Origin of the sequence: Colwellia psychrerythraea (assembly GCF_000764225.1) — a bacterium.
Lineage (GTDB): Bacteria > Pseudomonadota > Gammaproteobacteria > Enterobacterales > Alteromonadaceae > Colwellia > Colwellia psychrerythraea_D.
On record NZ_JQED01000005.1, the window covers coordinates 202,899 to 229,405 of the forward strand.

Genomic DNA, 26,507 nt, shown 5'->3' on the forward strand with positions numbered 1-26,507 from the left:
GCTAAAAGCGTTTTACCCTTTGTTGAGTAATAATGACTTAGCTCGCCTAGGTTATATGCTACTCGCCGATATTAAAGCGCTCTACCCTCTTAAAAAAGACGAGGCAGTTTTAACTGTGAAAGATCAACAGCCCCTCGTCTTTAAGTGTTAATTATATTTACTCTGAACTGAAATTTCCCCTAAAAGGGTGTTGATTTATTTACTTGACTATGTTTCTATAAATAAGAATTTGAAGAATATATTTAACACAACAATGTCATTCTGAGTTTTATAATAGCTTTTATAAGTAAATAACAAACAAAAACAGGGTATGAACCATGAAAAAGAAAAGTATATTACTAATTACAACAATGCTTGCTTCGCTAGCCGCATCGGCATCAGAAAAAGTCGTAAACGTCTATAACTGGTCAGACTATATTGATCCTGCATCAATTAAACAATTTGAAAAAGAAACAGGTATTAAAGTTAATTACGATGTTTATGATTCGAATGAAATACTAGAAGCCAAGTTAATGGCTGGTGGTTCAGGTTATGATGTTGTAGTGCCTACTGGTTCATTCTTAGAACGCCAAGCAAAAGCTGGAATTTACACAAAAATTGATAAAAGTAGCCTTTCCAATTACAACAACATTGATAAAGCAATGGCCAGTAAAATGGCGCTTCATGATCCAGACAACAAGCACAGTGTACCTTACACTTGGGGAACAATTGGTCTAGGTGTTAACCCTGACATGGTAAAAGCTCGCTTAGGTGATATTGAACTGAATAGTTTAGATTTAATCTTTAAACCTGAAGTTGCAGCAAAGTTAGCTGACTGTGGTATTGGTATATTAGACTCACCTGCTGAAGTAATGTCTATCGCTTTAAACTATAAAGGCTTAGATCCTAATTCAGAAAGTAGTAAAGATCTTTCCGCAGCCAAATCAATGGTTAAAAAGGCACGTCCTCACTACAAATATTTCGATTCAAGTCGTTTGATCGCAGATTTAGCCAATGGTGATATTTGTGTTGCCTTGGGTTACAACGGCGACATGTTACAAGCTAATAGCCGTGCAAGCGAAGCTGGACAGGGTATTAAAGTTGAATATTTGATCCCTAAAGAAGGCACCATCGCTTGGTTTGATATGATGGCAGTTCCTGCCGATGCACCGCATAAAGAAGAAGCATATGCTTTTATTAACTACATTTTAAAAGCTGAAACTGGTGCCGCTATTTCTAACTATGTTTATTATGCTGTTGCTAACGAGGCAGCTACTAAGTTTGTTAACGAAGACATTAAATCTAATGTCGGCATATACCCTGTTGGTGAAACAAAAGAAAAATTGTTTTCTCAACTTGCTCATACCTCTCGCTTCGATCGTAAATTAACGCGTGCATGGACACAAATCAAAACAGGTAGATAGTTTTACTTAGTGGTCGTAAGGGCATTAGCTTGTCCTTACGCTTAAGAACATAACTACAATAAAAAACCTATTATCGCTCAAAGTGCAATGTATCAGTGGACGTCAAAAGCTCCTGTACTCGAAACATCCAGTTTGAATGGTAAAAAGGATACATCCTGTTGAAAATATCCCTAGGAATCTCGAATGACTCAAGAAACAACTATGCCTCTTTGGAAGCAAGATGGCGCTAAACCTTTTATTCAAATAAAAAACGTTACTAAAAAATTCGGTGAATTTACCGCGGTAGATAATGTTTCATTAGATATCTATGAAAACGAATTATTTTGTTTATTAGGAGGCTCGGGATCAGGGAAGAGTACCCTGTTAAGAATACTAGCCGGTTTTGAAGAACTAACCACAGGACAGGTGCTTATCGATGGTGTAGATATGGCTAACATAGAGCCTTGGAATCGCCCTATCAATATGATGTTTCAATCATACGCATTATTTCCTCATATGAGTGTCGCCAAAAATATTGCCTTTGGCTTAAAACGAGACAAAGTACCTAAAAAAGAAATTGAAGAACGTGTTGCTGAAATGCTAACTATGATGCAAATAGAAGCATTTGCGGACAGAAAGCCAGACCAATTATCTGGCGGACAACGACAACGTGTTGCCTTAGCAAGATCTTTGATCAAACGCCCCAAATTGCTATTACTTGATGAACCTTTAGGTGCGCTTGATAAAAAGCTTAGAGAAGAAACTCAATTCGAATTGGTCAATATTCAAGATAAATTAGGAGTTACCTTTGTTGTGGTAACTCATGACCAAGAAGAAGCCATGACACTGGCCACCCGAATTGGCGTTATGGGTAATGGCGTTATTACCCAAGTAGATGAACCTCGTGATGTTTACGAATACCCTAGCAGCCGTTTTGTTGCAGAATTTATTGGCTCAATTAATTTATTTGAGGGCCGAATTTATGAAGATGAAGTTGAACACGTAAAAATAAAATCCAAAGAAGCCGACTGTAACTTCTATGTAAACCATGGCATCAGCTGTGCTCCTAATCAAAAAGTAACGGTTGCTATTCGCCCTGAAAAAATGAAAGTTTCTAGAAGGAAACCAGAGCAAGAATATAACTGCTTGCATGGTCAAATCATCGACATCGCCTATATGGGCAACCTGTCAATTTTTAGGATCAAATTGAAGAGCGGTATTATTGTTCGTGTCACCTTACCTAATCTTGTTAGAGAAAATCGTAACCCACTTACATGGGATGATTTCGTTTACCTTTCATGGGATTACGACAGCAGCGTGGTATTAACATCATGAGTAAAGTAACCGGTACTTTTTGGCTAGGTCGTTATGACACAGTCAAAACTCGATTTAGTTCACTAAAAAAAATCCGCTGGGGTAGATATTCTGTTATTTCTATTCCTTCTTTGTGGTTAGCCTTATTTTTCTTTATTCCTTTTTTGGTAGTATTTAAAATTTCATTGGCTGAATCTGCGATTGCAGTGCCTCCTTACACCGATATGTTTGGCTGGAATGTAGACGATGCAATCATTGATATAAAAATAAAGCTGGGCAATTATTTATACCTTTTTGAAGACACTTTTTATTTAGATGCCTATTTGAGTTCCGTAAAGATCGCTGCTGTCTCTACTTTTTTTACTTTAATAATTGGCTTTCCCATGGCCTATTATATTGCCAGTAAAACAGGCTCAATGCGCACATTGTTATTAACACTGGTTATCTTACCTTTTTGGACCTCTTTTTTACTAAGGGTCTATGCATGGATGGGCTTTCTTAAAAAGAACGGTATCGTCAATGAATTTCTACAAGGTATTGGCATTATTGACCAACCCATTCAAATGTTACAAACCGATTTCGCTGTATACATAGGCATTGTCTACACCTATTTACCTTTTATGATATTACCTTTATATACCACCTTAGAAAAACTCGATGGTAGTTTGATTGAAGCAGCTAAAGATCTTGGTGCGGGACCAATCAGAACCTTTTTCTTAATTACGTTACCTATGTCAATGCCGGGGATTTTAGCGGGTTGTTTATTAGTGTTCATACCAGCTGTTGGCGAATTTGTTATTCCTGCCCTTTTAGGTGCATCTGACACCTTGATGATTGGACGAGTACTGTGGGATGAGTTCTTCCAAAATAGAGATTGGCCAATGGCTTCAGCTGTGGCAACCATGATGCTACTTATTTTAGTGGTTCCAATTATGTTTTTACGTAATGGCAAAAAAGAAGGGACAGAATAATGACTAGAAATTCAAAGTTTTTATCAATCTCATCATTACTTGGTTTTATATTTCTTTATGCACCAATACTTTCATTAATTATTTATAGCTTTAATAAATCAAAGCTAGTAACGGTATGGGGTGGCTGGTCGATAAAGTGGTATGTTGAGTTATTTAGTAACCAACAAATTATTGATGCGGCACTGGTGAGCTTAAAAGTAGCATTTATAACAGCAACACTCGCCGTAGTTCTTGGCGTATTGGCTGGTTATGTACTAAGCAGAATGGGCAAATTTCCGGGGAAATTAATCGTATCAGGCTGGGTAAGTGCGCCACTTATCATGCCTGAAGTGATCACAGGTTTATCACTTTTATTATTGTTTGTTTCCTTGGAGAACTTAATAGGTTGGCCCGCAGGTAGAGGAATCACCACAATTATCATTGCTCATACGACCTTTTGTATGGCTTATGTTGCTGTGATTGTGCAGTCTCGATTATCACAAATGGATGACTCATTAGAAGAAGCTGCAATGGATTTAGGCGCAAAACCACATAGCTTGTTTTTTCTAGTCACCTTACCCATTATTTCTCCCGCGATAATTTCTGGCTGGTTACTGGCGTTCACTATGTCACTGGATGACTTGGTTATTGCAAGCTTCGTTTCTGGTCCTGGTAACAGTACGCTGCCGATGGTTATATTTTCTAAAATAAGGTTAGGGGTATCACCTGAAGTAAACGCATTAGCAACAATTATGATTCTAATTGTCGCTATTGGTGTAGTAGCGGCCATGTGGCAAATGAGAAAAAAAGAAAATACCCTCTAAAAAACGCTCATTTTTAGTATTACAGATTAAGGTTGTATCGTTTTTCTTTACAACCTTTTTTATTTTCAAAGGGATCTGCTACATGAACAAATCCGTAAAAACAAAAATTATTTTTTCTACTTTATTACTCCTTATTATCACCATTTCCGCATTACTAATCGTCTCCTCACTCTCTATTGATAAAACAGCAAGCTCTCTGTCTAGCTACCTTGAACCTAAAATCAAAGAAAGCAGTTTAACGCCAATGGTCATTGCCGCAGAGGCTGAAACAGCTAGAAATGAAGCGTTTTTTAGCCAAGTCATTAATGAAGCCAACCGTCTTTCAAATGATATTGCCTTTCTACGGCAACAATTTCGCGCACTTTTTTTATCTGCTGAAGATGTTCGTCATATTTTAAATATGTATATCAAAAGTGCGATTGAAAGTAACCAATCGGCCATTGGTGTTTATGCCGTATTTCTTCCCAATGCCCTTGACGGTGCCGATGAAGTTAATAGAGGTGCAGACGACCTTGCGACAAACGAAGCAGGGAGATTTGCTGTTTATTGGGCCCTTAATGACCAAGGTCAAGCGGTTGAAGAGATAATGCCAGAGGACATGATTAAGGATACGCGCCCTAACTCAACAGGACAGCCTTATAACTCTTGGTTTATTTGCCCTATTGAACAACAAAATAAATGTTTATTAGAGCCCTATATTGACAAAGTTGATGGAAAAAATACTTTAATGACGTCAGTCGCGATGCCAATTAAATTCGGTGGTAAGGTCGTTGGCGTTGTCGGAATTGATATTGCTTTAGCCAGTATTCAAGCAAAAGCACAAGCATTCTCTGCTAACGTTGCTGATGGTAATAGCCGAGTTTTGATCCTATCTGAAGATAAATCAGTGATCGCAGATTCCAATAATAGTGCAAACCAAGGCGCTCAGTTCTCTGACATCATTACTAATGCAGAGTTATTTGAGGGCGTTAGTGAAAATGCTCATAGTTACACCTTAGTAAAACACATACATTTAGGCGAGATTGCAAAGTGGAGCATCTATACTGAAGTACCTAAACAATATGTCAGTAATGAAGTTAATCAAACCATGTTGGTATTAGATACAGGCACTGAAAAGCAGTTAACCAGCGTATTTTATATGAGTTTACTGGTGTTAATCATGGGTAGTATTTTCACCTTTTTCATGGCAGAAAGATTAACTATACCATTACGTTCTGTGGCGGCAGCCTTAAAACAAATAGCCAGTGGTGATGCCGATTTAACACAACGAATAAAGGTTAAATCAAAAGATGAAACAGGTGAGCTAGCAACGTCATTTAACCAATTTGTAGCAGGACTGGCCAATATTGTCAGTCAATTTTCTCAAGGCGTTAACACCACCTTCTCTGCCTCAGAAACGGGTAAATCGTTATCGACAATCACTAATAAACAATTAGCAAATCAGCAATTAATGATTGAAATGGTTGCTACTGCAGCTGAAGAAATGTCACAAACTTCTACTGAAGTAGCACAAAATGCCGTATCCACCGCTGATGCCACTAAAGAAGTTAAAGGCGCAGCTTCTAATGGCATTATTAAGTTAAAACAAACCACGAGTACCATTACCAAACTAACTGAGCAAATGCAGTATTCAAATGGGCAGGTCGCTAAACTTTCAAGCAATAGCGATAATATTGTTAATGTGCTTAACGTGATTAAATCAGTCGCTGAGCAAACAAATTTACTGGCGTTAAATGCTGCCATCGAAGCCGCAAGAGCGGGTGAACTAGGTCGTGGTTTTGCCGTTGTTGCTGATGAGGTCAGAGCGCTAGCAGGTCGAACGGCTAGCTCTGTATTTGAAATTGAGGTGGTAATTAATGAACTACAAGTTTCCACCAAGGAAATGGTTGCTACCATCAGTGAAAACGTAAAAAGAGCTGAAGTTTGTACTGAACAAGCGCAAGAGACACAAGCTATCTTTGAAGTTATTGAGCAAGAAGTAGCGAATATGAACGATATGGCCGTGAATATTGCTTCAGCCGCTGAAGAGCAAAGTCATGTGTCAGAAGACATTAGTAGTACCCTACAAAATATTAATACTACCTCTGATGAGCTATCGAAAAGTGCAAAGCAGACGTTAAAAGTCAGTGAAGAGTTACTGGTCTCAGGACAAGATCAAGAACAGCTTATCGGACGTTTTAAGTTTTGATGTCCATATAATTAAATTTACTGCATAAAAAAAGCTAACAACAAGTTGTTAGCTTTTTTATTTTCATAGTTATAACAAGCATAAATAAATGAAATTAAATGCCTAGCTTATCTCTCATATTGTAATACCAAGCGCCCATAGAGATATAAGGCATCCTTAATAATCTGCCACCAGGAAATGGGTATTGCGGCAAGCCTGCAAACACATCAAAGCGCTCTGCTTGACCGGTAATTGCATCAGCAATAACTTTCCCTGCTAAGTGCGTTGAAGTAACCCCATGACCACTATAACCTTGAGCATAATACACATTATCATTAATACGACCAAATTGTGGCAAGCGCATTAATGTAAGCAAGAAGTTACCTGTCCAAGCATAATCAATTTTGACATCTTTAAGTTGAGGGAAAGTTTTCAACATCTTGGGAATGATAATAGATTCAATTGCCGAAGGCTCTCTAGCACCATACGTTGTACCACCACCATAAATAAGGCGACCGTCTCCCGATAAACGGAAGTAATCTAGTAGATAGTTACAATCTTCAACACAAACATCTGTCGGTAGTAATTGCTGTTGCACCGCTTCTGGCAGTACTTCTGTTGTAATAATTTGCGTGCCACACGGCATTGACTTTTTCTGTTGCTTCGGTAAAAGACCTTCTAAATAAGCATTACCTGCGACAACAACAAAATCAGCCGTTACACTGCCAGAATCAGTTTTGATTACCGCTTTTTTGCCATGAACAATGTCAGTAACAGTGCTATCTTCATAAATAACACCACCTAATTTTTCAAACGCTGCCGCTTCACCAAGCGCTAAGTTGAGCGGATGAATATGACCACCTGACTTATCTAATAAGCCACCAACATAACGGTCAGTTCCGACATGTTTTTGAATGTCACTTGAACTTAATAGCTCTGTCTCATGGTGACCATGTTTATTCCAAAGCTTTTGCTTTTGCACCATTTCGTCAAACTGTTTGTTATTACACGCAGCAAAAATTCCCCCCGGCTTTAAATCACAGTTGATATCATAGTCATTAATTAAACGTTTAATTATTTGGCTACCTTCAAAAGCCATTTTACCCATTTCATTACTAACCTGCGCTCCATAATTACGCTCGATAAAATCCATATCTCGACTATAGCTGTTCACCAGCTGACCACCGTTACGGCCTGAAGCGCCAAAACCAATGCGACTGCCTTCAACAACGACCACTTTGAAGCCTTTTTCAGCTAAATGTAATGCGCTAGATAATCCAGTAAAACCCGAACCAACAACGCATATGTCAGCGGTAACATCTTCTGTCAGCTTCGATCGCTGAACTTTATCATTTGCACTTGCCGCATAATAAGAGCCTGTGTGGGAAACGTGATTCATAACTTGCCTCTGAAATTTTAAATTTATTAACTATTTTCTTAACTATTAGATAAGTACCATTTAACTTCTAACTCGCTAATGTTCATATCAAATTGCTCTAACTCTTTTTGTTTAACAAGATGATAGTTTTTAGTAAATGCTTCACCTAAATAACTTGTCAGTATTTGATCATTTTCTAATACCTCAAGTGCCCTATCTAATTTCAAAGGGAGTGCTTCACAGTCATCATCAAACGCATTGCCAACAGTAGGCGCTATTGGACTAATTTTATTAGTTATACCGTAATGAATAGAGGCTAATATGACAGTCATCACTAAGTAAGGGTTGGCATCGGCACCAGACACTCTATGTTCTATACGTGTAGCATTTTTTGGCCCGCGTGGCAGACGAAGTGCGACAGTTCGGTTATCTACGCCCCAGTTTTTAGCCATTGCGACATAATATCCTGGCATAAATCGGCGATATGAATTTACATTAGGGCATAATAGCGGCATAGAGGCCGGCATTAGCTCAAGCATGCCACCAATAGCATGTTCTAATGTTTCATTGTAATCATGGTTATCATCAGCAAAAACATTGTTACCACACTCATCTAAAAGACTTGCGTGTACATGCATGCCACTACCCGCTTCGTTTGAGTAAGGTTTAGCCATAAAAGTCGCATCAAAATTATGTTTATCAGCAACTGTTTTTATAATACGTTTTAATAAAATCGCATTATCACAAGCAGTAATGGGATCGGCTTCATGTTTCAAGTTTATTTCAAATTGTCCTGGCGCACACTCAGCTACAGCAGTATCTGCAGGTACATTCTGTTCAATACAAACTCGATTAATGTCATCTAATAAGGCGCTATAATCATTGATGGTATCAACGGAATACACTTGAGTATGTTCATCTCTTTTGCCCGTTTTAGGCGAGATAGGTGCTTGCAAGTTGCCATTGCTATCTTTATTTTTATCTAACAAATAAAATTCTAATTCAACGGCAACAACAGGGAATAAGTTAATGTCGGCTAATTGCCTAACAACATTACTTAATATATTGCGAGGATCGGCAAAAAAAGGCGTGCCATCGTGGTTAAACATGCTCATTAAGACTTGTGCTACAGGACGGTCATGCCAAGAGGCCATATGAAGTGTATTCGCAATGGGCTTGCAAACCATATCTGGTTCGCCAATATCTTGTCCTAACCCACACTCTTCAATAGTTTCTCCAAGTACGTTCATGGAAAATATCGTGGCGGGCATATTCAAGCCACTGCTATAAATTTTTTCTAAACTACTTTTTTCAATACGCTTTCCTCGAGCAAAGCCGACTAAATCAGAAATGAGGACATCTATAGCCTCAACTTCTGGGTGATTGGAGAGAAAATTTTCTACCTCAGTTGTCTGTCCAACTTTTATCATAAAGTTACCTTCGAAATTGATACATATAATTTACCCACCACAAACTGATGAATATTTGCTTCACTATCTATTAGTAAGTAATTGTAATGGCTACGTCAAGATAAAATCAAATAATTAAGCTATATTTTTTACAAAAAACACCATTAACACCTTTTTATTGTGTTTTTGTAAAAAATATTCATTGAAACTCGTTGTTTTTTAATTTACCTTAGAGTTATTGAAGTGACACAGTACTTATTTGGAATGAATATGATGGTTAGTAAAAGTCAGAAACCTATTGTTGGCATTACCTGTTGCAGTAGCCTTAACGGGATTCATCACCAACAAGTTGTTGGTGATAAATATATCAGAGCCTTGATGGCCGGTAGTGATGTTATCCCTGTATTAATTCCTAGTTTTGGTGAAGCCATGTTAGAAATATTACCCCATTTAGATGGTATATATTTAACAGGCAGTTATTCGAATATGGAGCCACATCATTTTGGCGGTACTGAATTAGCCGTCGAAATGCCCCGAGATCCTAGTCGCGACATCACCAATTTGACCTTATTAAAAAAAGCGGTAGAGCTAAAAATTCCTGTCTTGGGTATTTGTCGAGGTTTTCAAGAAATGAATGTTGCCCTTGGCGGCACCTTACACCAGCAAGTATTTGAGCTCGACAACATGACAGAGCACCGAGAAGATAAATCGCTTTCAATGAATGAGCAATACAGTTTGTCTCATAACTTAAATCTTTCTGAAACTGGCATATTATCTACGATCATGAAGGGAGAGTTAATCCAACAAGTTAATTCATTGCATGGTCAAGGCGTAGATAAATTAGCAGACTCTTTAAGAGTTGAAGGCACTGCGCCTGATGGCCTGATTGAAGCTTTTTCATTGGCTGATAACGCCAGTTATTATTTAGGATTACAGTGGCACCCTGAGTGGAAAATAGCTGAAAACCCTTTTTATAATGAAATTTTTAAAAGCTTTGGTGATGCTTGCCGAAAATACAAAGAAAATGAAGCATACAGTTAAGCCCATTAATGTAATAAACTAACTCTTTTTCAAAACAGGTACTGCCTGTCAGTGTAGTTAGTTTATTAAGGGTAATTATGGACGTAGGCAAAAGATTAAAAGAAGTTAGAGAGATGTATGGGCTTTCACAACGTGAATTAGCAAAACGCGTTGGTTTAACAAATAGCACGATTTCAATGATAGAAAGAGATGCTGTAAGCCCATCAATAAGCTCTTTAAAGAAAATTTTAGAAGGTGTTTCCTTAACGGTTACTGAGTTTTTCACCTTAGAAATTCCAACTGAATCTCAAGTAGTCTTTAAAAAAGACACTTTAGTTGATGTTGGCAGTGATGGCGTCGAACTACAGTTAGTTGGCTCAAACCAACCCGACTCTAAGCTTGCCTTTTTGATTGAACGTTATCAACCCGGTTCAAGTACTGGCAAAGATATGATCACTCACATCGGTGAGGAAGCAGGTACGGTAATCGAAGGAAGTATTGAGATAACAGTGGCAGGACGTAGTTTTAAACTAACTAAAGGTGATAGTTACAAATTTTCGACAAATTTACCGCATAAGTTTAAAAACACATCGAAAAAGGTTTGTAAAATTATTAGTGCGCATACGCCACCATCTTTTTAGCGTAACTAGGTATACCCGTTCCACTTGAAGATGCATGATTCAGCTGGAATTAGAAACGCCTTTAGGGAAGGCTTGGCAAATCATACTCTGCGTTACATTTCTTTTTAAGGGAATAACCCTTAATAAAAAATGTGCCTTAATTATGAATCGCTCTGACTTGCTGAAACGAGCATCTTCAAGTAGAGCGGGTATGGCCTTTAAAGCGAGCTGTTATTTATTTTTTAGCACCCATATGGGGGTTAATTAAAAAGCGAAAGTACATTAAATTGTATTTAATTTGATTTAATTTAAAAACCATAAAACCATAAAAAAAGGAATAACATGAATAAAATTAAATTGTTAGCAGCAACACTCGCCCTTACGGCTATAGCTCCACTTGTCTCTGCAGAAGTAAGTGTCACCGGAACATTAACGTCGGATTATGTGTTCAGGGGTGTTAGTCAAACAGATAGCTCGCCAGCTATTCAGGCTAGTTTAGATTACGAACATGAAAGTGGATTTTTTGCTGGTGTTTGGGCATCAAATGTTGACTTTGAAGATGATGCCAACGCAGAAATAGATTTCTACGCAGGTTACTTTGGCGAAGTAAATGATACTTTTTCGTATGATGTAATGTATAACTACTACACCTATCAGGGTTACAGCTCAGCAGATGACTCTGATTACGGCGAACTTCTTTTTAACGCTTATATTAACGCATTCACGCTAGGTCTTGGCTATGCATCTGATTATGTAAATACTGGAGATTCAGCACAATATATTTCTGCTGCTTACGATATCGAATTACCTCAAGAGTATGCCTTAACTTTGCAAGCTGGTTATACCATGGGTGATGCATTTGACGATGCTGAGTATATAGATTACAGCGCAACTGTTGCAAAAACATTTTTTGATTTTGATTTTACTGCTGCCGTAATAAATACTGATATTGATGATGCAGACAATGCAGATTTCCGATTTGTTTTAGGTGTTTCTCGCACTTTTTAAGCACTTTGTTCACATACAGTGAATTTCTGTTTGCTTTACATTTAGCCTGTTCATCCAACAGGCTATTTTTTTATTTGTTAATTAAATACCATTCACTTTCAATAATACTAACCTTATTGAAGTACATAAAACCTCACCGTTAGGCGATGGGAAAGTCATAATCGTCACAAATTCGAGTATTACTAATTAGCCTGCCTTTTTATTTTTGTTTTTTCGTTTAAAATATAATCTTGTCATAAGCAAAGCATCACCTTTTTATCATAGTAATCGCCTGATAAATAAACTAAAATAGTACCTTTGGTGCTTTTTTGTTCTGCGCTTAGCTTTAATAGCTTTACCGTCTATGAGATATATTTCATTGTTTTTTAATCGCTTTATGTATTTTATTCTATTTCTTGTTGGCATTTGTATGCCAGCATATAGTAATGAGCTCTCTTCAGAGCTTATTAATGAGTACTCTGTCGAAATGTTAACTGAAGACGATGGTTTTGTTTCTTCTGAGATATATTCAATTATTCAAGATAACCAAGGTTTACTTTGGTTTGGCACTGCCGAAAATGGCGTTATGCGTTACGACAGTCGAAAAGTAACCCTCTTTGAATTTGATAGTATGAGTGCAAACGGATTATCGCATAATGATGCAGGTAATCTCATGCTAGATCGTGATGGGAGGATATGGGTTGGCACTTGGGGGGGCGGTGCGAATCTTTATGAACCAAAAACAGGAACGTTTCACCATTTTATCCAAGATCCTCTCCGCAGCGATTCTATCTCATCTAATCGCATACAATCCTTATTTCATGATCAAGATAATACTATTTGGCTCGGATCTTATGATCATGGCTTAAACCGATACTTAGGTGATAATAGCTTTGAGCATATTGAGAAAAATAATGAGCTAGGCGCTGGTTTATCTCATAATAGAATATGGGATATTGAAGAGAATGATAAGCAAAGCTTATGGATTGCGACGAGCTTTGGCTTAAACTTATACGATAAAAAGAATAAAACCTTTTCTCATTTTTTTCCTGATCCAAATAACCCAACTCCAACGGGTGCAAACGAAATTAGAAGTATTTTAAAAACATCAAACAATAAATTATACGTCGGTACACAAAAAGGCCCCTATAAATTCGATAAACAAAGCGAACGGTTCACACCGTTAAAAAACCTTAATGACGAATACCTAGGTCAAGTCAATTCCATGATTGAGGATCACAAAGGAGACCTTTGGTTTGTTTCAAGCAAAGGTCTGTTCCGACAATCAAGCTCAAGTCTTCAAATCGAGCAGTTTGAACTTGAGCATAACAACGGCTTAAGAATTATATTCGAAGATAGCTCTAGAACCATCTGGGTGACTAGTGAGACACACGGTATATATAAAATAGTACCTCATCGTAAATTTAAATCTATTAATAGTTCTTCTCTGACAGCGCCTAATGGTATAACCATTGATGCTAATGGTGATTTATTAATTGTCTCTTCTTCATCTGAATTATATAAATGGAAAAATTCATCGCAAAAGCTAGAGAGATTATCCGCACCAATCTTTAGCAGTAAAAATGGTTATGGGGAAAATAGGTTATTAGAAAAACCTATTATATTGCTTGATGAAAACAATATTTTATGGATTGCACAAGATGATGGTTTAGCAAAATTTGATTTGAAATCAAAGAAAATTGATTTAATAAAATATCCGAAATCTGATGCCAGCTTTAACGAATTTAGAGAGTTGCGCGCGCTTAATACTGATAAAGATGGCAACCTTTGGATTGGGACTTATAAAAATGGTATCTATCGCTATAACCCTTTAACAAAGTCTTTTAATCATTTGGATGATTCACTAGGCTTATCTCATCCAGAAGTGTTAGAGATATTTAAAGATAACGAGCAAAACCTTTGGGTTGGCACGGGTGATGGTATCAATCTTTGGGATGATATTAGCCAAGGATTTATTTCATTTAAAAGTGAGCATAATAAACAAAATAGCTTACTAGGGAAAATAGTTCAGGATATACACCAATCTAGCGATGGAAACATTTGGGTAGCTACGCAAAAAGGCCTCAATTTATACCTGCCGGAAACAAATAGCTTTAAACATTTTAGCAAAAAAAATGGTTTACCGACCTCGTTAATACGTGCAATTGAAGATGATAATAATGGTCACCTATGGCTGACAACAAATAAGGGGATTTCGAAGCTAAACCCAATATCCGGAACTGTGACCAATTTTGACAGTTATAATGGATTATTAGGATTAAATTATTATCCAAATAGCTTGGTAAAAGGTGGAAACCAAACGCTTTTCACTAGTAGTCAAAGAGGTATTGAATTTTTTAATACTTCAGCTATTGAAGCGAATAACAGTGAGTTCAATATTATTTTAACCGGATTCAATACAATGGGGCACTCGGTAAAGCTTGAAACTCCTTATTCTTATGTAACTGATATTCAGCTTTCTTACCTTGATTACTTTTTTTCATTTGAATTCTCAGTATTAGATTTTATTTCCCCTAATAAAAACCTCTATGCTTATAAACTAGAAGGTTATGATGATCATTGGATTGATATTGGTAATCGAAATGTCGCTTCTTTTACTAATTTAGATGGTGGCTCATATAAATTTTTAGTCAAAGCTACAAACAGCAGTGGTAAATGGGGTGAGAAAATATTATCTATAAACTTATATGTCTCTCCCCCACCTTGGAAAACTTGGTGGGCATATAGTTTATATACATTGTTAACGCTACTTATTGTGTTTATTGCTATTTATTTTCGAACACGATTGCAACAGACAGAAATAGCGAGGCAGAAGCAGTTTGTTTTAACACTAGAAGAACAGGTAAAAGAAAAAACGGCTTCCTTAAACGCAAAAGCAAGTGACTTGATAGCTGCAAATAAGCAGCTGGAAGTACTCACCTATCAGGATGGCTTAACGGGGATGTATAATCGCCGATATTTTGATAAGCAACTGACAATAGAGATAAGTAGACATTATCGCCAAAAGCAACCTTTATCTCTCATTCTTTGCGATATTGATCACTTTAAGTTATTTAATGATTTTTACGGTCATCAACAAGGCGACAATTGCCTGAAACAAGTAGCACAATGTATTTGTACCAACGTAGCAAGAATGACAGATGCAAATTGTCGTTATGGTGGTGAAGAGTTCGCCATTATCCTTCCCAACACATCTGAGCAACAGTCTACTCTGGTGGCAGAACGTTTATGTTCTGCGATAGAGAATATGAAGATTCCTCATGAAAAGTCTAAAACGAGTCACTTTGTCACCTTAACGGTAGGTGTTGTTACTATTGCACCTGAGCAAAAAACATCTGTTGATTCTATAGTTGGCGCTGCAGATAAAGCACTATATCTTGGTAAAACAAATGGACGAAATAAAATTATCCGAGCAGATTAGCTGATGTGACGCTAATCAAGTATTTACTAATGCACTTATTACCCTATAAGCTTTCATTCGCTATTTACCCACCTCCAAAAAATACATAACCTGAACTCGGTTTAAGAGATATTTGAGCCATTGAAATATCTACATAAACTATTCCGGTGACTTTCTGGCTTGATAGTTTTTCTTAATTTAAGGCAAATTTCGCGTCAATAGCTGGTCTTTTGCCAGTAAATTTAACGCAGAAGTTAGGAAAAATATCGGCTAGATAAACATTTGTTAAGCCGAGCTCAGGTTATATAACATTGATCATTAATTTTTATTCTTAGGCACGATAATTTAAATCTATAGCCCCACAACGGCTTTTCATCCCAATGATACAGACACTTGTCTTTTATAAAATCGCACGCTAGTATTTATTACAAAAGTGTCATGCTAAGTTATCCTGTGACATTTGCTTATTGTACTATTAGGATTATATTCTTTGTATGAAGATCCCCAACTAAACAGTCTTGTTAATGAAGGTCAACAACAAGCGCATGTTGTGTCTTTATTCGCCTTGGTCGGTATGTCAATTACCGCTATCATGGGACTCATTGGGCTATTCAATAACAATTTTGTCTTAGCTGCCTGGTTATTTTTTGCTTCTTTTACCTACTTCCTTGGTTATTTTGCTTACCATAAATACAATAATATAAAGTTAAGTTCCGCTATTATTCTCTATTCTCTTTATTTATTAATGTTCTACCTTATCTACTCAGGCGGAGTTGAAAATACTGGGCCTTTATGGATATTTATTGTTGCACCTGTTTCAGTTTTTATTCACGGTTTAAAGCGCGGACTGATCGATATTGCACTATTTGTAGCCATCATCAGCACCCTGATGTTTATGCCCACAGATATTATTGCTCATGCACCCTACAGTAGAGAGTTTAAATTACGGTTACTCTATTCTTTTTTAACCGTTACCTTTCTATCGGCTTTGTACGAATATTCACGGGAAAAATCTTATAAACACACACTAGAATTAAGTAAAAAATACCAACAACTTGCCCATTTCGACCCCTTAACTCAACTGTCCAACCGCCGTGATGCACTCTGTATTTTAAAGCGAGCACAGGCAAGATTACTACGAAGCAAAGAACCCTTGTCTATCATTATTTGTGATGTCGATCATTTTAAAAAAATTAATGATCTATACGGACACAACGCTGGTGATACTGTATTAATAGAACTTGCAAAAATATTTACCCACAGTATAAGAGAACAAGATTGTGTTGCTCGTTGGGGCGGGGAAGAGTTTTTATTTATCTTACCGCAAACAGTTGCAAAAAATGCGCATGCTTTAGCAATAAAGATTCAGCAAAAACTGCAAGGTCACCTAGTCAATTATCAAGATAAACACATTGAAATAACAGTGAGTATGGGCATTGCGCAATTTAAAGACGATCAAAGTATTGATGAATTAATCAATTGTGCAGACAAGTACTTATACCAAGCAAAAAATTCTGGAAGAAATCAAGTATATCCAAAACTTTAACGGATAATTAAGTAGCCTCCATACATTTTCTTAAGCAAGTAGTCGCATTATTGTTATCAAAGAAAAAGCGATGATTCACGCCGGAATCTGTGTATGCTTTTTGCAAAGTGCCTCTGTGGTTGAAAGACTTTCTGTATATTGCAAGATAATGGCTACAGCACGCACTTGTACCGTTTTCAAATAATTAGTGAAGTAAGTCATTGCTTCAGGTGTAGCGAGAGCTTCATCACGAAGAATGACTAAAGCAGTATAGTTATCGATATTAAGTTTTGCTCTTAATGACGTTAATTTCTCAAAAATCAGTTCAAAAAACTCAACATTACAAGCTATTAATAGCGGGAATAGATTTGATAGTATCAACTATTGGTTAAGAGTTTGCCAGAATCAGTTAGCCATTTATCATGTAATGAAGTCTGACTATAATTTTTCATGGCGATAACGCTTAACGGCTTATCTCCATGAAAATGTTAATAACAACACTTACTTTATTTATAGTGCCTAAACTTCTTTACTCGTTGTTGCTTTATCTACCAAATAAAGAATGGATTGATAATCGATTCCCGCATGATGTGATAAACCTATTTCGCAGGTTCTGCTGTTGCTATACCCGACAGAACAGCCCGAAGGCACTTGTTCTTTTAACGTTGCTAATGCATTTTCATTCAGCTCAGGGGTGGTAAAACCTTTATCTCCAGCAAAGCCACAACACTGGATATGTTCAGGGATGACAACATTATGACTACATAATTTGGCAACTTGTTCCATTTTATCTGTTAAACCCATACGCCTGCTGCTACAGGTGACATGCAACATGATGGTATCGTTTAATTGCTCAAACACTAGATGTTCCGCCAGTACATCGGCAGTAAAACCTACCGGCTCATAGATGGATAAATTTGCCGTCGCGGCTGTGTTTTCTAACAACATCGATTTACATGGGCTGGTATCAATTAAAATAGGATGCTGACCATTTTCACTCAACTCTGTTAACTTAGTTAACAATGAACTCCTTTTCTGCTCAGCTTCATCAAACATACCTTTACTATTAAATGGCATACCGCAACATTCACCGGTAAAGTCAGGGCTAATAATGTCAAAACCTGCCTTAGCTAACACTGCATAGGTCACTTCAGTTAATGAACGTTGCTCAGTTGCATCTACCGCTTGTCCCATACTTCGGCTGGCACAACTTGGTATATAGACAACTTTGGGTTTAACGCTACTATAGTTTGAAATCACTTTAGGTTGATAGCGAGCTTTATTTGGCAAGTATTTACTCCATAAAGGAATATTATTGGCTGATAATTTACGCACCGTTCCCGTTAATCCGCCCATCACACTATTACCAAGTAGACGTTGGCTAAAACCAGCAATGGCCAAAGAAACCCGGGTCATTTTTTCTATACTGGCAAAGTTGTTCGCAAGCTTTTGCGATAGCCCTTGGTACTTAGTATTTCTAACATTGCGAAGATCTCGGATCAGATCACCAGTGTTAATGCCCACAGGACAGCGATCCGCACACAAGCCTGTTGCAGCGCAGGTATCGACGCCAAGGTAGTTGAAATCTTTTTCAAGTTCTCTTAACTGTTGAGGATTATCATTTGAGGCTGTTAAACGACGAATTTCACGATAAGTGGTAATACGTTGCCTAGGCGTTAGGCTCAATCCTTTTGAAGGACATACTGGCTCACAAAATCCACATTCAATACATTTATCGACAATGTCATGTGCTGCAGGTAAATTTTTTAAATTTTTAATATGGGCTAATGGATCATCATTGATGATAACGCCAGGGTTTAGTAAGAAACTCGGGTCAAATAATGCCTTTAACTGCTGCATTAAACTAAAGCCTTCTTTGCCCCACTCTAATTCGATAAAGGGTGCCATATTTCGCCCAGTACCATGTTCAGCCTTCAGTGACCCTTGATAATCGACTGCCACTAGCTGACAAACATCATCCATGAAAGACTGATAACGGTCTACTTCTGCTTGTGTTGAAAAGTCCTGTGTGAAAACAAAATGTAAATTACCATCAAGGGCATGACCAAAAATAATCGCTTCATCATAGTGATATTTTTCGAAAAGCCCTTGTAACTTAGCAACCGCATCAGCAAGTTGTTCAACAGGAAAAGCAACGTCTTCGATGATAACCGTAGTACCTGTTTCTCGCACCGCACCAACGGCTGGGAATGTGCCTTTTCGAATAGCCCACAGTTGTGAGTACTCACTTGCAACATCAGTAAATTTGATAACATTGGTTTGCTTGAAATCACTTAATAAATTTTCTAGATCTGCAATTTGCTCCGTTAATAATTGCTGATTTGCTGCGCGCGTTTCAATCAGCAGTGCGCCAACATCTTTGCCGAGTGTTTTGATAAATTCGGGCAAGCCTTTCATATCACTAACTGAAGCTAATGATCGCCTGTCCATTAATTCAACCGCAGATACATTGGCATCAGCTAATGCGCTAACCGCAGAACAAGTAGTGCGCATATCGGGAAAAAACACTATCGAGGAAGCACGGTATTTATGCTCTATAACCGTGTTATAGGTGATAGAAGAAATAAAACCTAAAGTGCCTTCTGAGCCAATCATTAAATGGGCAAGGATATCGATAGGGTCTTCAAAATCAATCAGAGAATTAATAGCATAACCCGTGGTATTTTTTAATCGGTATTTATGCTTAATTAACGCACTTAATTTCTCATCACTGCGGGTTTTAATGGCGAGGATATGTAAGCGTTCTAACAGTTGTACATGGCTTTTTTTAAAGGCAGAAATACTCGCTTGGTCAGCGGTATCCAGAATGCTACCATCATGTAAAACAAGACGAATATTATCAAGTGTTTGATAACTGTTTTGCGCAACACCACAACACATGCCACTGGCATTATTAGCAGCAATACCTGCAATTTTACAGGTATTGATTGAGGCCGGATCAGGGCCAATTTTTCGCCCATAAGGTAATAAATACTTGTTCGCATCGGCTCCAATAACACCCGGCCCCAATTTTATCTTCAGGCCAAGATCGACTATTTCATGGTTACGCCAATTATTGGTCAGCATGATCAAAATAGAGTCTGATTGTGCTTGTCCCGATAGACTGGTACCAGCAGCCCTAAAGGTGACCGGTAATTTAGCGTGAGCTGCCGCTTTAATTACCCTTACTACTTCAGTTTCATCATCCAAAATAAGGACTAATTGGGGTACTAAACGATAGAAACTGGCATCAACGCCATAAGCCAAGCGTCGAGTATAATCGGTAATAATACGTGATGCTGGAATAAACTCTGCAACTTGCTTAGCAAGCAATTGATAATGCTCAGGTAACATAAAACCTTCCCAAATTAACTATTAGATATTTATTAATAAAACAATAAGCGCTTTCGGGCCATGAGCACCATACGCTAACGTTTGTTGAATATCGGCCGTTTTCGATGGGCCTGATACTAAGACAACGTTAGTTGGTAATTTATCTTGCCATTGCTGCGCCTTAATCAAGCTGGTAAAGTCGGCATATAATTCATTGGCATCGACAATCACAAAGTGCACTGGCGGTACCAATGATAAACTTCTTGGCTCATTTTCGTCAGGCCATAACACGATAGATCCTGTTGCTGCAATTGAACAGCGCGAGCTAGACAAAGCTGCTGGGCATTCATTAAAGAGTCTTTCTTTATTGTTATCAATCGAAAAATCATAGGTTTGCAAATCTATCTTACTATCTAACGCTGCAATGACTTCACTATGTTCATCATTTTCACCATACAAAAGTTTGGTAATATTTAGCGCCTTAAGCTGCTCACTGATAACCGATGCCATATTTGCTTTTGTGGTTTTGATCACTTGTGCATGGTTTTTTTCTAGTTCAGAAATAAACTGAGCTAAGTTTTCTTCACGACTGAACTCTGGATAGTTAAAAGGAACTTCTTCAGGCAATTTGTCATAATCTGCACCACTGACTTCCGCTTTTAATTTTGCAAGAATATTGCCACGTGCTGTTTTACTGACTGCTTTGATATCCGCTTTAGTATTTGTCATAAGGTTAGCCTCGCTCTTGCTGTGATTGCTTTGCTTTTTCTTGTTTAGCTTTCACTCTCTGATGTAACGTCGTTGCTGCCGGTTTAGGTGCCGTTCTAACACTCGTCCAGCCTCCAAGCTTCTTAGGCATTAAAAAGCGAAAGCGTGTTAACCCCCACATTGATAAAGCATACATAGTTGGTGATTTATGCACTTGTGCCCATACTTTCCAAATGAGTGCTTCGACACTACTGCGGCCTGCTCCCTGCCCTTTCATTACTTCAGGTTGTTGAGACTTAGGTTTGACGCTTTCTTGGCGCAAACGCAATAGTATCTTAGGAATAGGGATTTTAACGGGACAAACCTCACCACAAGCCCCACATAGGGTTGATGCTGTCGGTAAATTAGTGGTCGCTTCTAATCCCAACATGTGCGGTGACACCATTTTACCAATAGGTCCCGGATATACAGTGCCATAAGCATGACCGCCAATACGGGTATATACTGGACAATGGTTCATACAGGCACCACAACGAATACATTGTAATGTTTGCTTTAATTCTTCATCGGCAAAGGCTTGACTACGTCCATTATCAAGTAAAACTAAGTGCACTTCCTGAGGGCCATCTTTTTCACCTGGCTTTCGAGCTGAACTGATCATATTAAAGTAGGTTGAAATAGCTTGTCCGGTAGCGCTTCGCGTTAACAAACTTAGCAGTGGTGGAACGTCAGATAGGTGTTCAACGACTTTTTCTATACCTGTTATGGCAATGTGTAAGTCAGGTATCGTAGTACACATACGACCATTACCTTCATTTTCAACTAAACAGAGTGTACCCGTTTCAGCTACCGCAAAGTTAACACCTGAGATGCCGACATCAGCTTGACAAAATTTATTTCTAAGTACTTCTCTACCTTGCTGAATTAAGGTGTCAACATCGGTGCTGTACTCAAAGCCCTCAATATTATCAGCAAATAATTTAGCTACTTGTTTTTTATTTTGATGAATTGCGGGCATGATGATATGAGACGGATGCTCTTTCGCCAATTGTACAATGTACTCACCCATATCTGATTCAAGACATTCGACATTTCGTTCTTCAAGGTAGTCATTTAGTGCCGTTTCTTCTGACACCATAGATTTACCTTTAACGACTGAACTGCCCTTTTTATCGGCAATAAGCTGGGCAATAATTTCATTTGCTTCAGTTATTGTTTCAGCCCAATGCACCTTGATGCCATTTCTTTCAAGGTTACCCTCTAATTGCTCAAGCAAATGTGGTAACTTCGCTAAACAGCGCTGTTTGATTAATTTGCACTGTTCGCGTAATACTTCAAGTTCATCTTCTGATGAAAAAGCACTTTTCCGCTTATCCATCAAATAATCCATCGCACCCCGAAAGTTTGACCTCAGTTCTTCATTGCCAAGGTCTCGTGCAACATTCGCACGAAAGGCTTTTGCAGAGGCGGCATATTTGCTTTCTTCTTCAATTATATGTTTCATAGTGAGCCCTTAGATGAATTACCTTTGATACGATTAAGTAAGTAACTCGCAATATGCTCACCACGTAATGATTGTTTTTGATAATCGAGCGCGCCATTTATATTCATCATGCAACCATGATCAGCACTAACATACCTAACGGCATCAGTTGCAACAAGATGTTTACTTTTATCAGCCACCATGGCAGCTGATATATCTGCATGCTTTACTGCAAATGTTCCACCAAAACCACAACACTCACTTTCATAATCATGTATAACCAATTCAACATTGGCGAGTTGAGAAATCAGCTTATTACCAGTGAGATGTACGCCCATTTCTCTTCTAGCCGCACAAGAAGTATGTAACGCAACTTTTTCTTTTGGACCTTGATCCACAGGTTTTAAATGCAGTACATGCACCAAAAATTCAGTCAATTCGAATACACGTTGACAAAAGTTATTGATTTCAGGGTCATCACCAAGCAGATCAAGGTAGTGATGACGCATCATGCCACCACAAGATCCCGAAACGACAACAACAGGAATATCAAGAGGGAATTGTTTCACTTGTGACAAAGCTACCGCTTTAGCTTCATCTTTATAACCAGAGTTATAGGCCGGTTGCCCACAGCAACTCTGCCCCTGCGGGTAAATAACCTCAATGCCTTCGCGTTCAAGTAATTCGATAGCATCCATGCCCGTATCAGGAAAAAAACTATCAACGATACAAGTACCAAATAAATAAACCTGCTTTGGCTTTTTAGGATAGTCACGGAGATGCTGAGTGTTAAGTTGTTGCATAGATTGCTCTCTATTAGTGTAATACCAATCGAATTAATTTATTGATCACTTAGCGAGAATGAAAAGGTTTAGAGGTAAGGCATTGATTGAAGAGAATGGTTGTTCCCTTATCAAAATCAATAACGCCGCATGTAAACCTTTACCTTTAATTAGGAACTCGCCCTTTAGGAGCTCATTAGCAAACTGATAACATCACAAAACGAATGAAATATAGACTAACTATGCTTAACTCATTTTGTTTGTTTTAAGCTCGCTAATATAACTCTGAGCTGACCAATAAATTAATCCGCTTGGTATAAATTACAGTTTCAAAAAATAGCATTAATCAATCATTTCAAAACTGCTGAAATGGCTACCTGATAAAAATAGCTACATTAGTTTGTCAACTTGCAAACCTAGGCATAATTTAGGACAAGCCTAGCTGCAAGTTTTTGATGGCTATTTAATTAGCCCATTACTTAGCCGAGTAGAGGATCACTGACGTTGAAGACATTGATAGCAATAAATCCAAGCACACCGACAGCTATTACATAATAAATAGTTGGTAATATAGTTTTGCGCAATGTTCTACCTTCTTGCCCCAATAAACCAACCGTTGCGGAAGCTGCGACCACATTATGAATTGCTATCATGTTGCCTGCTGCTGCACCTATAGCTTGTGAAGCGACGAGTACAGCACCTGAAACAGACAGCGCATTAGCCACTTCAAACTGAAATTGACTTAACATCATATTGCTCACGGTATTTGAACCCGCAATAAAAGCACCAAGCGCACCAATGCTAGGTGCAAATAACGGGTACAGATCACCAAACGTTTGCGCAACAAAACTTGCCATGGCAACCGGCATGGCAGCGAGGTCAGCACCATTAACACCGGAGTTAATTAGTATACGTACCATAGGAATAGTAAAGATGAGGACAAAACCTGCGCCCACTAGCGTAGTCGTTGACTGTTTAGCTGCATCTACCACTTGTTTAAACTTCATCTGATGTAAAAATAACGTCAGGATACACACAAAAAACAAGATACCACCGGGTAGATATAAAGGCTGAACACTTGCACTAATGCCTACTTCGCCAAGAATGTTGCTAAAGCCAAATGAAAGGCTCTTTAATAAAGCTTTAAATTCAGTTGAAACACGGCTAAGCACAAGAATAACTGCCACAAGTAAATACGGTAACCACGCTCTTGTTAACGACATTGATGTTTTAGCTTGTTTGTTATCTTGTTTAAATGATATTTTGCCTAACCAGTGAGCAGGCCATTGTTCTTTCGGTGCGAAATCCCATGCCTTCTTTGGCATAAGAAAGCCACGTTTTGCAAGCGGTACAACAATAGCCATACCAACCAAGGCACCAATAAGTGAAGGGAATTCAGGGCCAAGAAAAATACCCGTTAGTGCGTAAGGTAGGGTAAATGCTAAGCCGGCAAAGATTGCAAAAGGAGCGATTTCAAAACCTTCTTTCCAACTTTTATTTTGACCAAAGAATCGCGTCAACATTACCACCATAAAGAGTGGCATCAAGGTACCTACAATAGCGTGCCCTACGGCAACCTCTGAGGTAATGAGTCGTAAAAACTGCTCCCAACTACTGCCATTAGCAATAAGCTGTTCGGTGAGATTACTTTTATCTAAACCACTGCTAACACCAATGATAATGGGGGTACCTACCGCGCCAAATGACACTGGTGTTGACTGAATCATCATACCAATCATCACTGCTGATATAGCAGGAAAACCAATCGCTACCAGTAAAGGTGCTGCAATAGCGGCGGGTGTTCCGAAACCTGATGCCCCTTCAATGAAACAGCCAAAGAGCCAAGCAATAATAATGGCCTGTACCCTACGATCCGGACTGATATTAGTAAAACCAGCCCTTATCCGTAAAATAGCGCCAGAGTGTTGTAAGGTATTGAGCAACATTATTGCGCCAAAGATGATCCACAGCACAGCAATAGTGATCATTAGTCCTTGCATTGAACTAGCAATGATTCGATTAAAGCTCATTTCCCAGGCAAAAAAGGCTATAGCTGCTGTTACGGTGTAAACAACAGGCATAGCCTTTTTTGCTGGCCAATGAAGACCGATGAGTAATACTGCCGACAGGGCAATCGGCATAAACGCGAGTAAAGCTTGTAGTGTAATTGACATATTTTATCCTCGCCCTACTTTCATGTTCAGTAGGTGCTTTGTTATAGTTTTATTCAATCTATACCTAACGACATTATTTATGAATAGGGCTATAATAAATTCATTATTAACAAAAGGAACGTAATAGATGCCTAATGCTAGCGAATTGGCTTTGTTTTCATTAATTGTTGAGGCTAAATCCTTCAATAAAGCTGCCCAGTTGGCAGAGATATCACCTGCAGCACTGAGTAAAAAAATTTCAAAACTTGAGAAAAGTTTAGGCATACAGCTGTTATATAGAACAACAAGACGATTAAGTTTAACAGAAGCAGGAGAAGTACTTTACAACCACTCAAAAGACATTAATAAGCAAGTAAATGATGCAGTTAGTGCTGTGAGCAGTTTTAGTGAAGGCTTGTCGGGTACTATCAAAATGACAGTGCCAACCATTTCAGGGGAGTTGATTCTCGCGCAAGCCGTTGCTGAATTTTGTCAGCGCCACCCTAAATTAAGTGTAGAGATGCGCTTAGAAAATGAGTTCGTTGATTTGATTAAAGAGGGACAAGACTTAGCTATTAGAACTGGGGTATTAAGTGACTCAAGTTTGATTGCAAAACCGCTATTGCAATCAAATTGGATCGTATGTTGTGCGCCAACTTATATTGAAAAACATGGTATCCCAAAAACACCACAAGAATTATCAAGACATAACTGTATGGCATATACTTATCAAGATAAAGGTGCCCATGATTGGTACTTTAGTCAATCAGACGAAGCCTATTACGTAAAAATATCGGGAAACTTTGCTACCAATAACTCACAAGCCCTACGTAAAGCAGCACTTGCTGGATATGGCATAGTATATGTGCCACGTTGTAGTGTTTATGATGACATGCAACGTGGTGATTTAGTGCAATTATTACCTGAGTTTCACGGCCGCCAATTGGGGATTTATGCGGTATACCCTTATACCAAACATCAATCTCAAAAAGTACGTCTGCTGATCGAACATATAAAAGATTGCTACCAACGACAGGCCGAATATTTTTAA

At 38.2% G+C, this 26,507-nt stretch carries 18 protein-coding genes; 11 read left to right on the forward strand and 7 right to left on the reverse strand.

Going from position 1 to position 26,507, the window contains the following annotated elements:
- Positions 1-317 precede the first annotated feature (317 nt).
- The 5 genes from ND2E_RS18190 to ND2E_RS18170 all read left to right on the forward strand — a co-directional run bounded on the left by ND2E_RS18190 (position 318) and on the right by ND2E_RS18170 (position 6,658).
- Complete coding sequence (locus ND2E_RS18190) at positions 318-1,403, forward strand: polyamine ABC transporter substrate-binding protein (RefSeq protein WP_033092383.1); 1,086 nt, start codon at positions 318-320, stop codon at positions 1,401-1,403.
- A 183-nt stretch (positions 1,404-1,586) separates the two neighbouring features.
- Complete coding sequence (locus ND2E_RS18185) at positions 1,587-2,717, forward strand: ABC transporter ATP-binding protein (RefSeq protein ID WP_033092384.1); 1,131 nt, start codon at positions 1,587-1,589, stop codon at positions 2,715-2,717.
- A complete protein-coding gene (locus ND2E_RS18180) occupies positions 2,714-3,667 on the forward strand; it encodes an ABC transporter permease subunit (RefSeq protein ID WP_033092385.1) in 954 nt (317 codons plus the stop codon). Before ND2E_RS18185 ends, ND2E_RS18180 begins: the two co-directional genes overlap by 4 nt.
- Positions 3,667-4,470 (forward strand): ABC transporter permease subunit, encoded by an 804-nt coding sequence (locus tag ND2E_RS18175; protein ID WP_033092386.1) that lies wholly within the window; start codon positions 3,667-3,669, stop codon positions 4,468-4,470. The genes ND2E_RS18180 and ND2E_RS18175 overlap by 1 nt, the downstream gene beginning before the upstream one ends.
- An 82-nt stretch (positions 4,471-4,552) precedes the next feature.
- Entirely contained in the window at positions 4,553-6,658 is a 2,106-nt protein-coding gene (locus ND2E_RS18170; protein ID WP_033092387.1) for a methyl-accepting chemotaxis protein, read from the forward strand.
- A 94-nt stretch (positions 6,659-6,752) separates the two neighbouring features.
- Here the strand turns inward: ND2E_RS18170 and ND2E_RS18165 are convergent, their stop codons facing one another.
- Positions 6,753-8,036, reverse strand: coding sequence for an NAD(P)/FAD-dependent oxidoreductase (locus ND2E_RS18165; protein WP_033092388.1), 1,284 nt, complete (start codon positions 8,034-8,036; stop codon positions 6,753-6,755).
- A 38-nt stretch (positions 8,037-8,074) separates the two neighbouring features.
- The gene (locus tag ND2E_RS18160) at positions 8,075-9,445 is read right to left on the reverse strand and encodes a glutamine synthetase family protein (RefSeq protein ID WP_052056223.1); all 1,371 of its coding nucleotides are present in this window, start codon (positions 9,443-9,445) and stop codon (positions 8,075-8,077) included.
- Positions 9,446-9,694: 249 nt separating this feature from the next.
- Between ND2E_RS18160 and ND2E_RS18155 the strand changes: the two genes are divergently transcribed.
- From ND2E_RS18155 to ND2E_RS0121190, 5 genes are all read left to right on the forward strand, one after another.
- Positions 9,695-10,465 (forward strand): gamma-glutamyl-gamma-aminobutyrate hydrolase family protein, encoded by a 771-nt coding sequence (locus ND2E_RS18155; protein ID WP_223303522.1) that lies wholly within the window; start codon positions 9,695-9,697, stop codon positions 10,463-10,465.
- Positions 10,466-10,542: 77 nt separating this feature from the next.
- Positions 10,543-11,085 (forward strand): HTH-type transcriptional regulator PuuR, encoded by a 543-nt coding sequence (gene puuR, locus ND2E_RS18150; protein WP_033092389.1) that lies wholly within the window; start codon positions 10,543-10,545, stop codon positions 11,083-11,085.
- Positions 11,086-11,406: 321 nt separating this feature from the next.
- Positions 11,407-12,072 carry a TorF family putative porin gene (locus tag ND2E_RS18145; protein WP_033092391.1) on the forward strand — a complete coding sequence of 222 codons (666 nt, stop codon included), beginning with the start codon at positions 11,407-11,409 and terminating at the stop codon, positions 12,070-12,072.
- Positions 12,073-12,415: 343 nt separating this feature from the next.
- Complete coding sequence (locus ND2E_RS0121185; RefSeq protein WP_052056224.1) at positions 12,416-15,493, forward strand: diguanylate cyclase domain-containing protein; 3,078 nt, start codon at positions 12,416-12,418, stop codon at positions 15,491-15,493.
- A gap of 469 nt (positions 15,494-15,962) precedes the next feature.
- Positions 15,963-17,018: a GGDEF domain-containing protein gene (locus tag ND2E_RS0121190; protein ID WP_052056225.1), complete on the forward strand. Its 1,056-nt coding sequence runs from the start codon at positions 15,963-15,965 to the stop codon at positions 17,016-17,018.
- A 498-nt stretch (positions 17,019-17,516) separates the two neighbouring features.
- On the opposite strand, the gene ND2E_RS18140 is transcribed toward ND2E_RS0121190, so the two are convergent.
- The 5 genes from ND2E_RS18140 to ND2E_RS18120 form a co-directional block, all read right to left on the reverse strand.
- Positions 17,517-20,351 (reverse strand): FAD-binding and (Fe-S)-binding domain-containing protein, encoded by a 2,835-nt coding sequence (locus ND2E_RS18140; protein WP_033092393.1) that lies wholly within the window; start codon positions 20,349-20,351, stop codon positions 17,517-17,519.
- Between the two features lie 21 nt (positions 20,352-20,372).
- The gene (locus tag ND2E_RS18135) at positions 20,373-21,059 is read right to left on the reverse strand and encodes a LutC/YkgG family protein (RefSeq protein ID WP_052056226.1); all 687 of its coding nucleotides are present in this window, start codon (positions 21,057-21,059) and stop codon (positions 20,373-20,375) included.
- 4 nt (positions 21,060-21,063) lie between these two features.
- Positions 21,064-22,542: a LutB/LldF family L-lactate oxidation iron-sulfur protein gene (locus tag ND2E_RS18130; RefSeq protein ID WP_033092394.1), complete on the reverse strand. Its 1,479-nt coding sequence runs from the start codon at positions 22,540-22,542 to the stop codon at positions 21,064-21,066.
- A complete protein-coding gene (locus ND2E_RS18125; RefSeq protein ID WP_033092395.1) occupies positions 22,539-23,324 on the reverse strand; it encodes a (Fe-S)-binding protein in 786 nt (261 codons plus the stop codon). The genes ND2E_RS18130 and ND2E_RS18125 overlap by 4 nt, the downstream gene beginning before the upstream one ends.
- Before the next feature lie 458 nt (positions 23,325-23,782).
- Entirely contained in the window at positions 23,783-25,477 is a 1,695-nt protein-coding gene (locus ND2E_RS18120; protein WP_033092396.1) for an L-lactate permease, read from the reverse strand.
- A gap of 127 nt (positions 25,478-25,604) precedes the next feature.
- Here ND2E_RS18120 and ND2E_RS18115 point away from each other — a divergent pair, with 127 nt between their 5' ends.
- Positions 25,605-26,507: a LysR family transcriptional regulator gene (locus ND2E_RS18115; protein WP_033092397.1), complete on the forward strand. Its 903-nt coding sequence runs from the start codon at positions 25,605-25,607 to the stop codon at positions 26,505-26,507.

Bases quoted from the DNA above. Each gene is read 5' to 3' on its own strand.
- puuR (WP_033092389.1), top strand. From the start codon at position 10,543: ATGGACGTAGGCAAAAGATTAAAAGAAGTTAGAGAGATGTATGGGCTT.
- ND2E_RS18185 (WP_033092384.1), top strand. From the start codon at position 1,587: ATGACTCAAGAAACAACTATGCCTCTTTGGAAGCAAGATGGCGCTAAA.
- ND2E_RS18170 (WP_033092387.1), top strand. From the start codon at position 4,553: ATGAACAAATCCGTAAAAACAAAAATTATTTTTTCTACTTTATTACTC.
- ND2E_RS18125 (WP_033092395.1), bottom strand. From the start codon at position 23,324: ATGCAACAACTTAACACTCAGCATCTCCGTGACTATCCTAAAAAGCCA.
- ND2E_RS18175 (WP_033092386.1), top strand. From the start codon at position 3,667: ATGACTAGAAATTCAAAGTTTTTATCAATCTCATCATTACTTGGTTTT.
- ND2E_RS18190 (WP_033092383.1), top strand. From the start codon at position 318: ATGAAAAAGAAAAGTATATTACTAATTACAACAATGCTTGCTTCGCTA.
- ND2E_RS18140 (WP_033092393.1), bottom strand. From the start codon at position 20,351: ATGTTACCTGAGCATTATCAATTGCTTGCTAAGCAAGTTGCAGAGTTT.
- ND2E_RS18180 (WP_033092385.1), top strand. From the start codon at position 2,714: ATGAGTAAAGTAACCGGTACTTTTTGGCTAGGTCGTTATGACACAGTC.
- ND2E_RS18135 (WP_052056226.1), bottom strand. From the start codon at position 21,059: ATGACAAATACTAAAGCGGATATCAAAGCAGTCAGTAAAACAGCACGT.
- ND2E_RS18130 (WP_033092394.1), bottom strand. From the start codon at position 22,542: ATGAAACATATAATTGAAGAAGAAAGCAAATATGCCGCCTCTGCAAAA.
- ND2E_RS18160 (WP_052056223.1), bottom strand. From the start codon at position 9,445: ATGATAAAAGTTGGACAGACAACTGAGGTAGAAAATTTTCTCTCCAAT.
- ND2E_RS18145 (WP_033092391.1), top strand. From the start codon at position 11,407: ATGAATAAAATTAAATTGTTAGCAGCAACACTCGCCCTTACGGCTATA.
- ND2E_RS18155 (WP_223303522.1), top strand. From the start codon at position 9,695: ATGATGGTTAGTAAAAGTCAGAAACCTATTGTTGGCATTACCTGTTGC.
- ND2E_RS18120 (WP_033092396.1), bottom strand. From the start codon at position 25,477: ATGTCAATTACACTACAAGCTTTACTCGCGTTTATGCCGATTGCCCTG.
- ND2E_RS18115 (WP_033092397.1), top strand. From the start codon at position 25,605: ATGCCTAATGCTAGCGAATTGGCTTTGTTTTCATTAATTGTTGAGGCT.
- ND2E_RS18165 (WP_033092388.1), bottom strand. From the start codon at position 8,036: ATGAATCACGTTTCCCACACAGGCTCTTATTATGCGGCAAGTGCAAAT.
- ND2E_RS0121185 (WP_052056224.1), top strand. From the start codon at position 12,416: ATGAGATATATTTCATTGTTTTTTAATCGCTTTATGTATTTTATTCTA.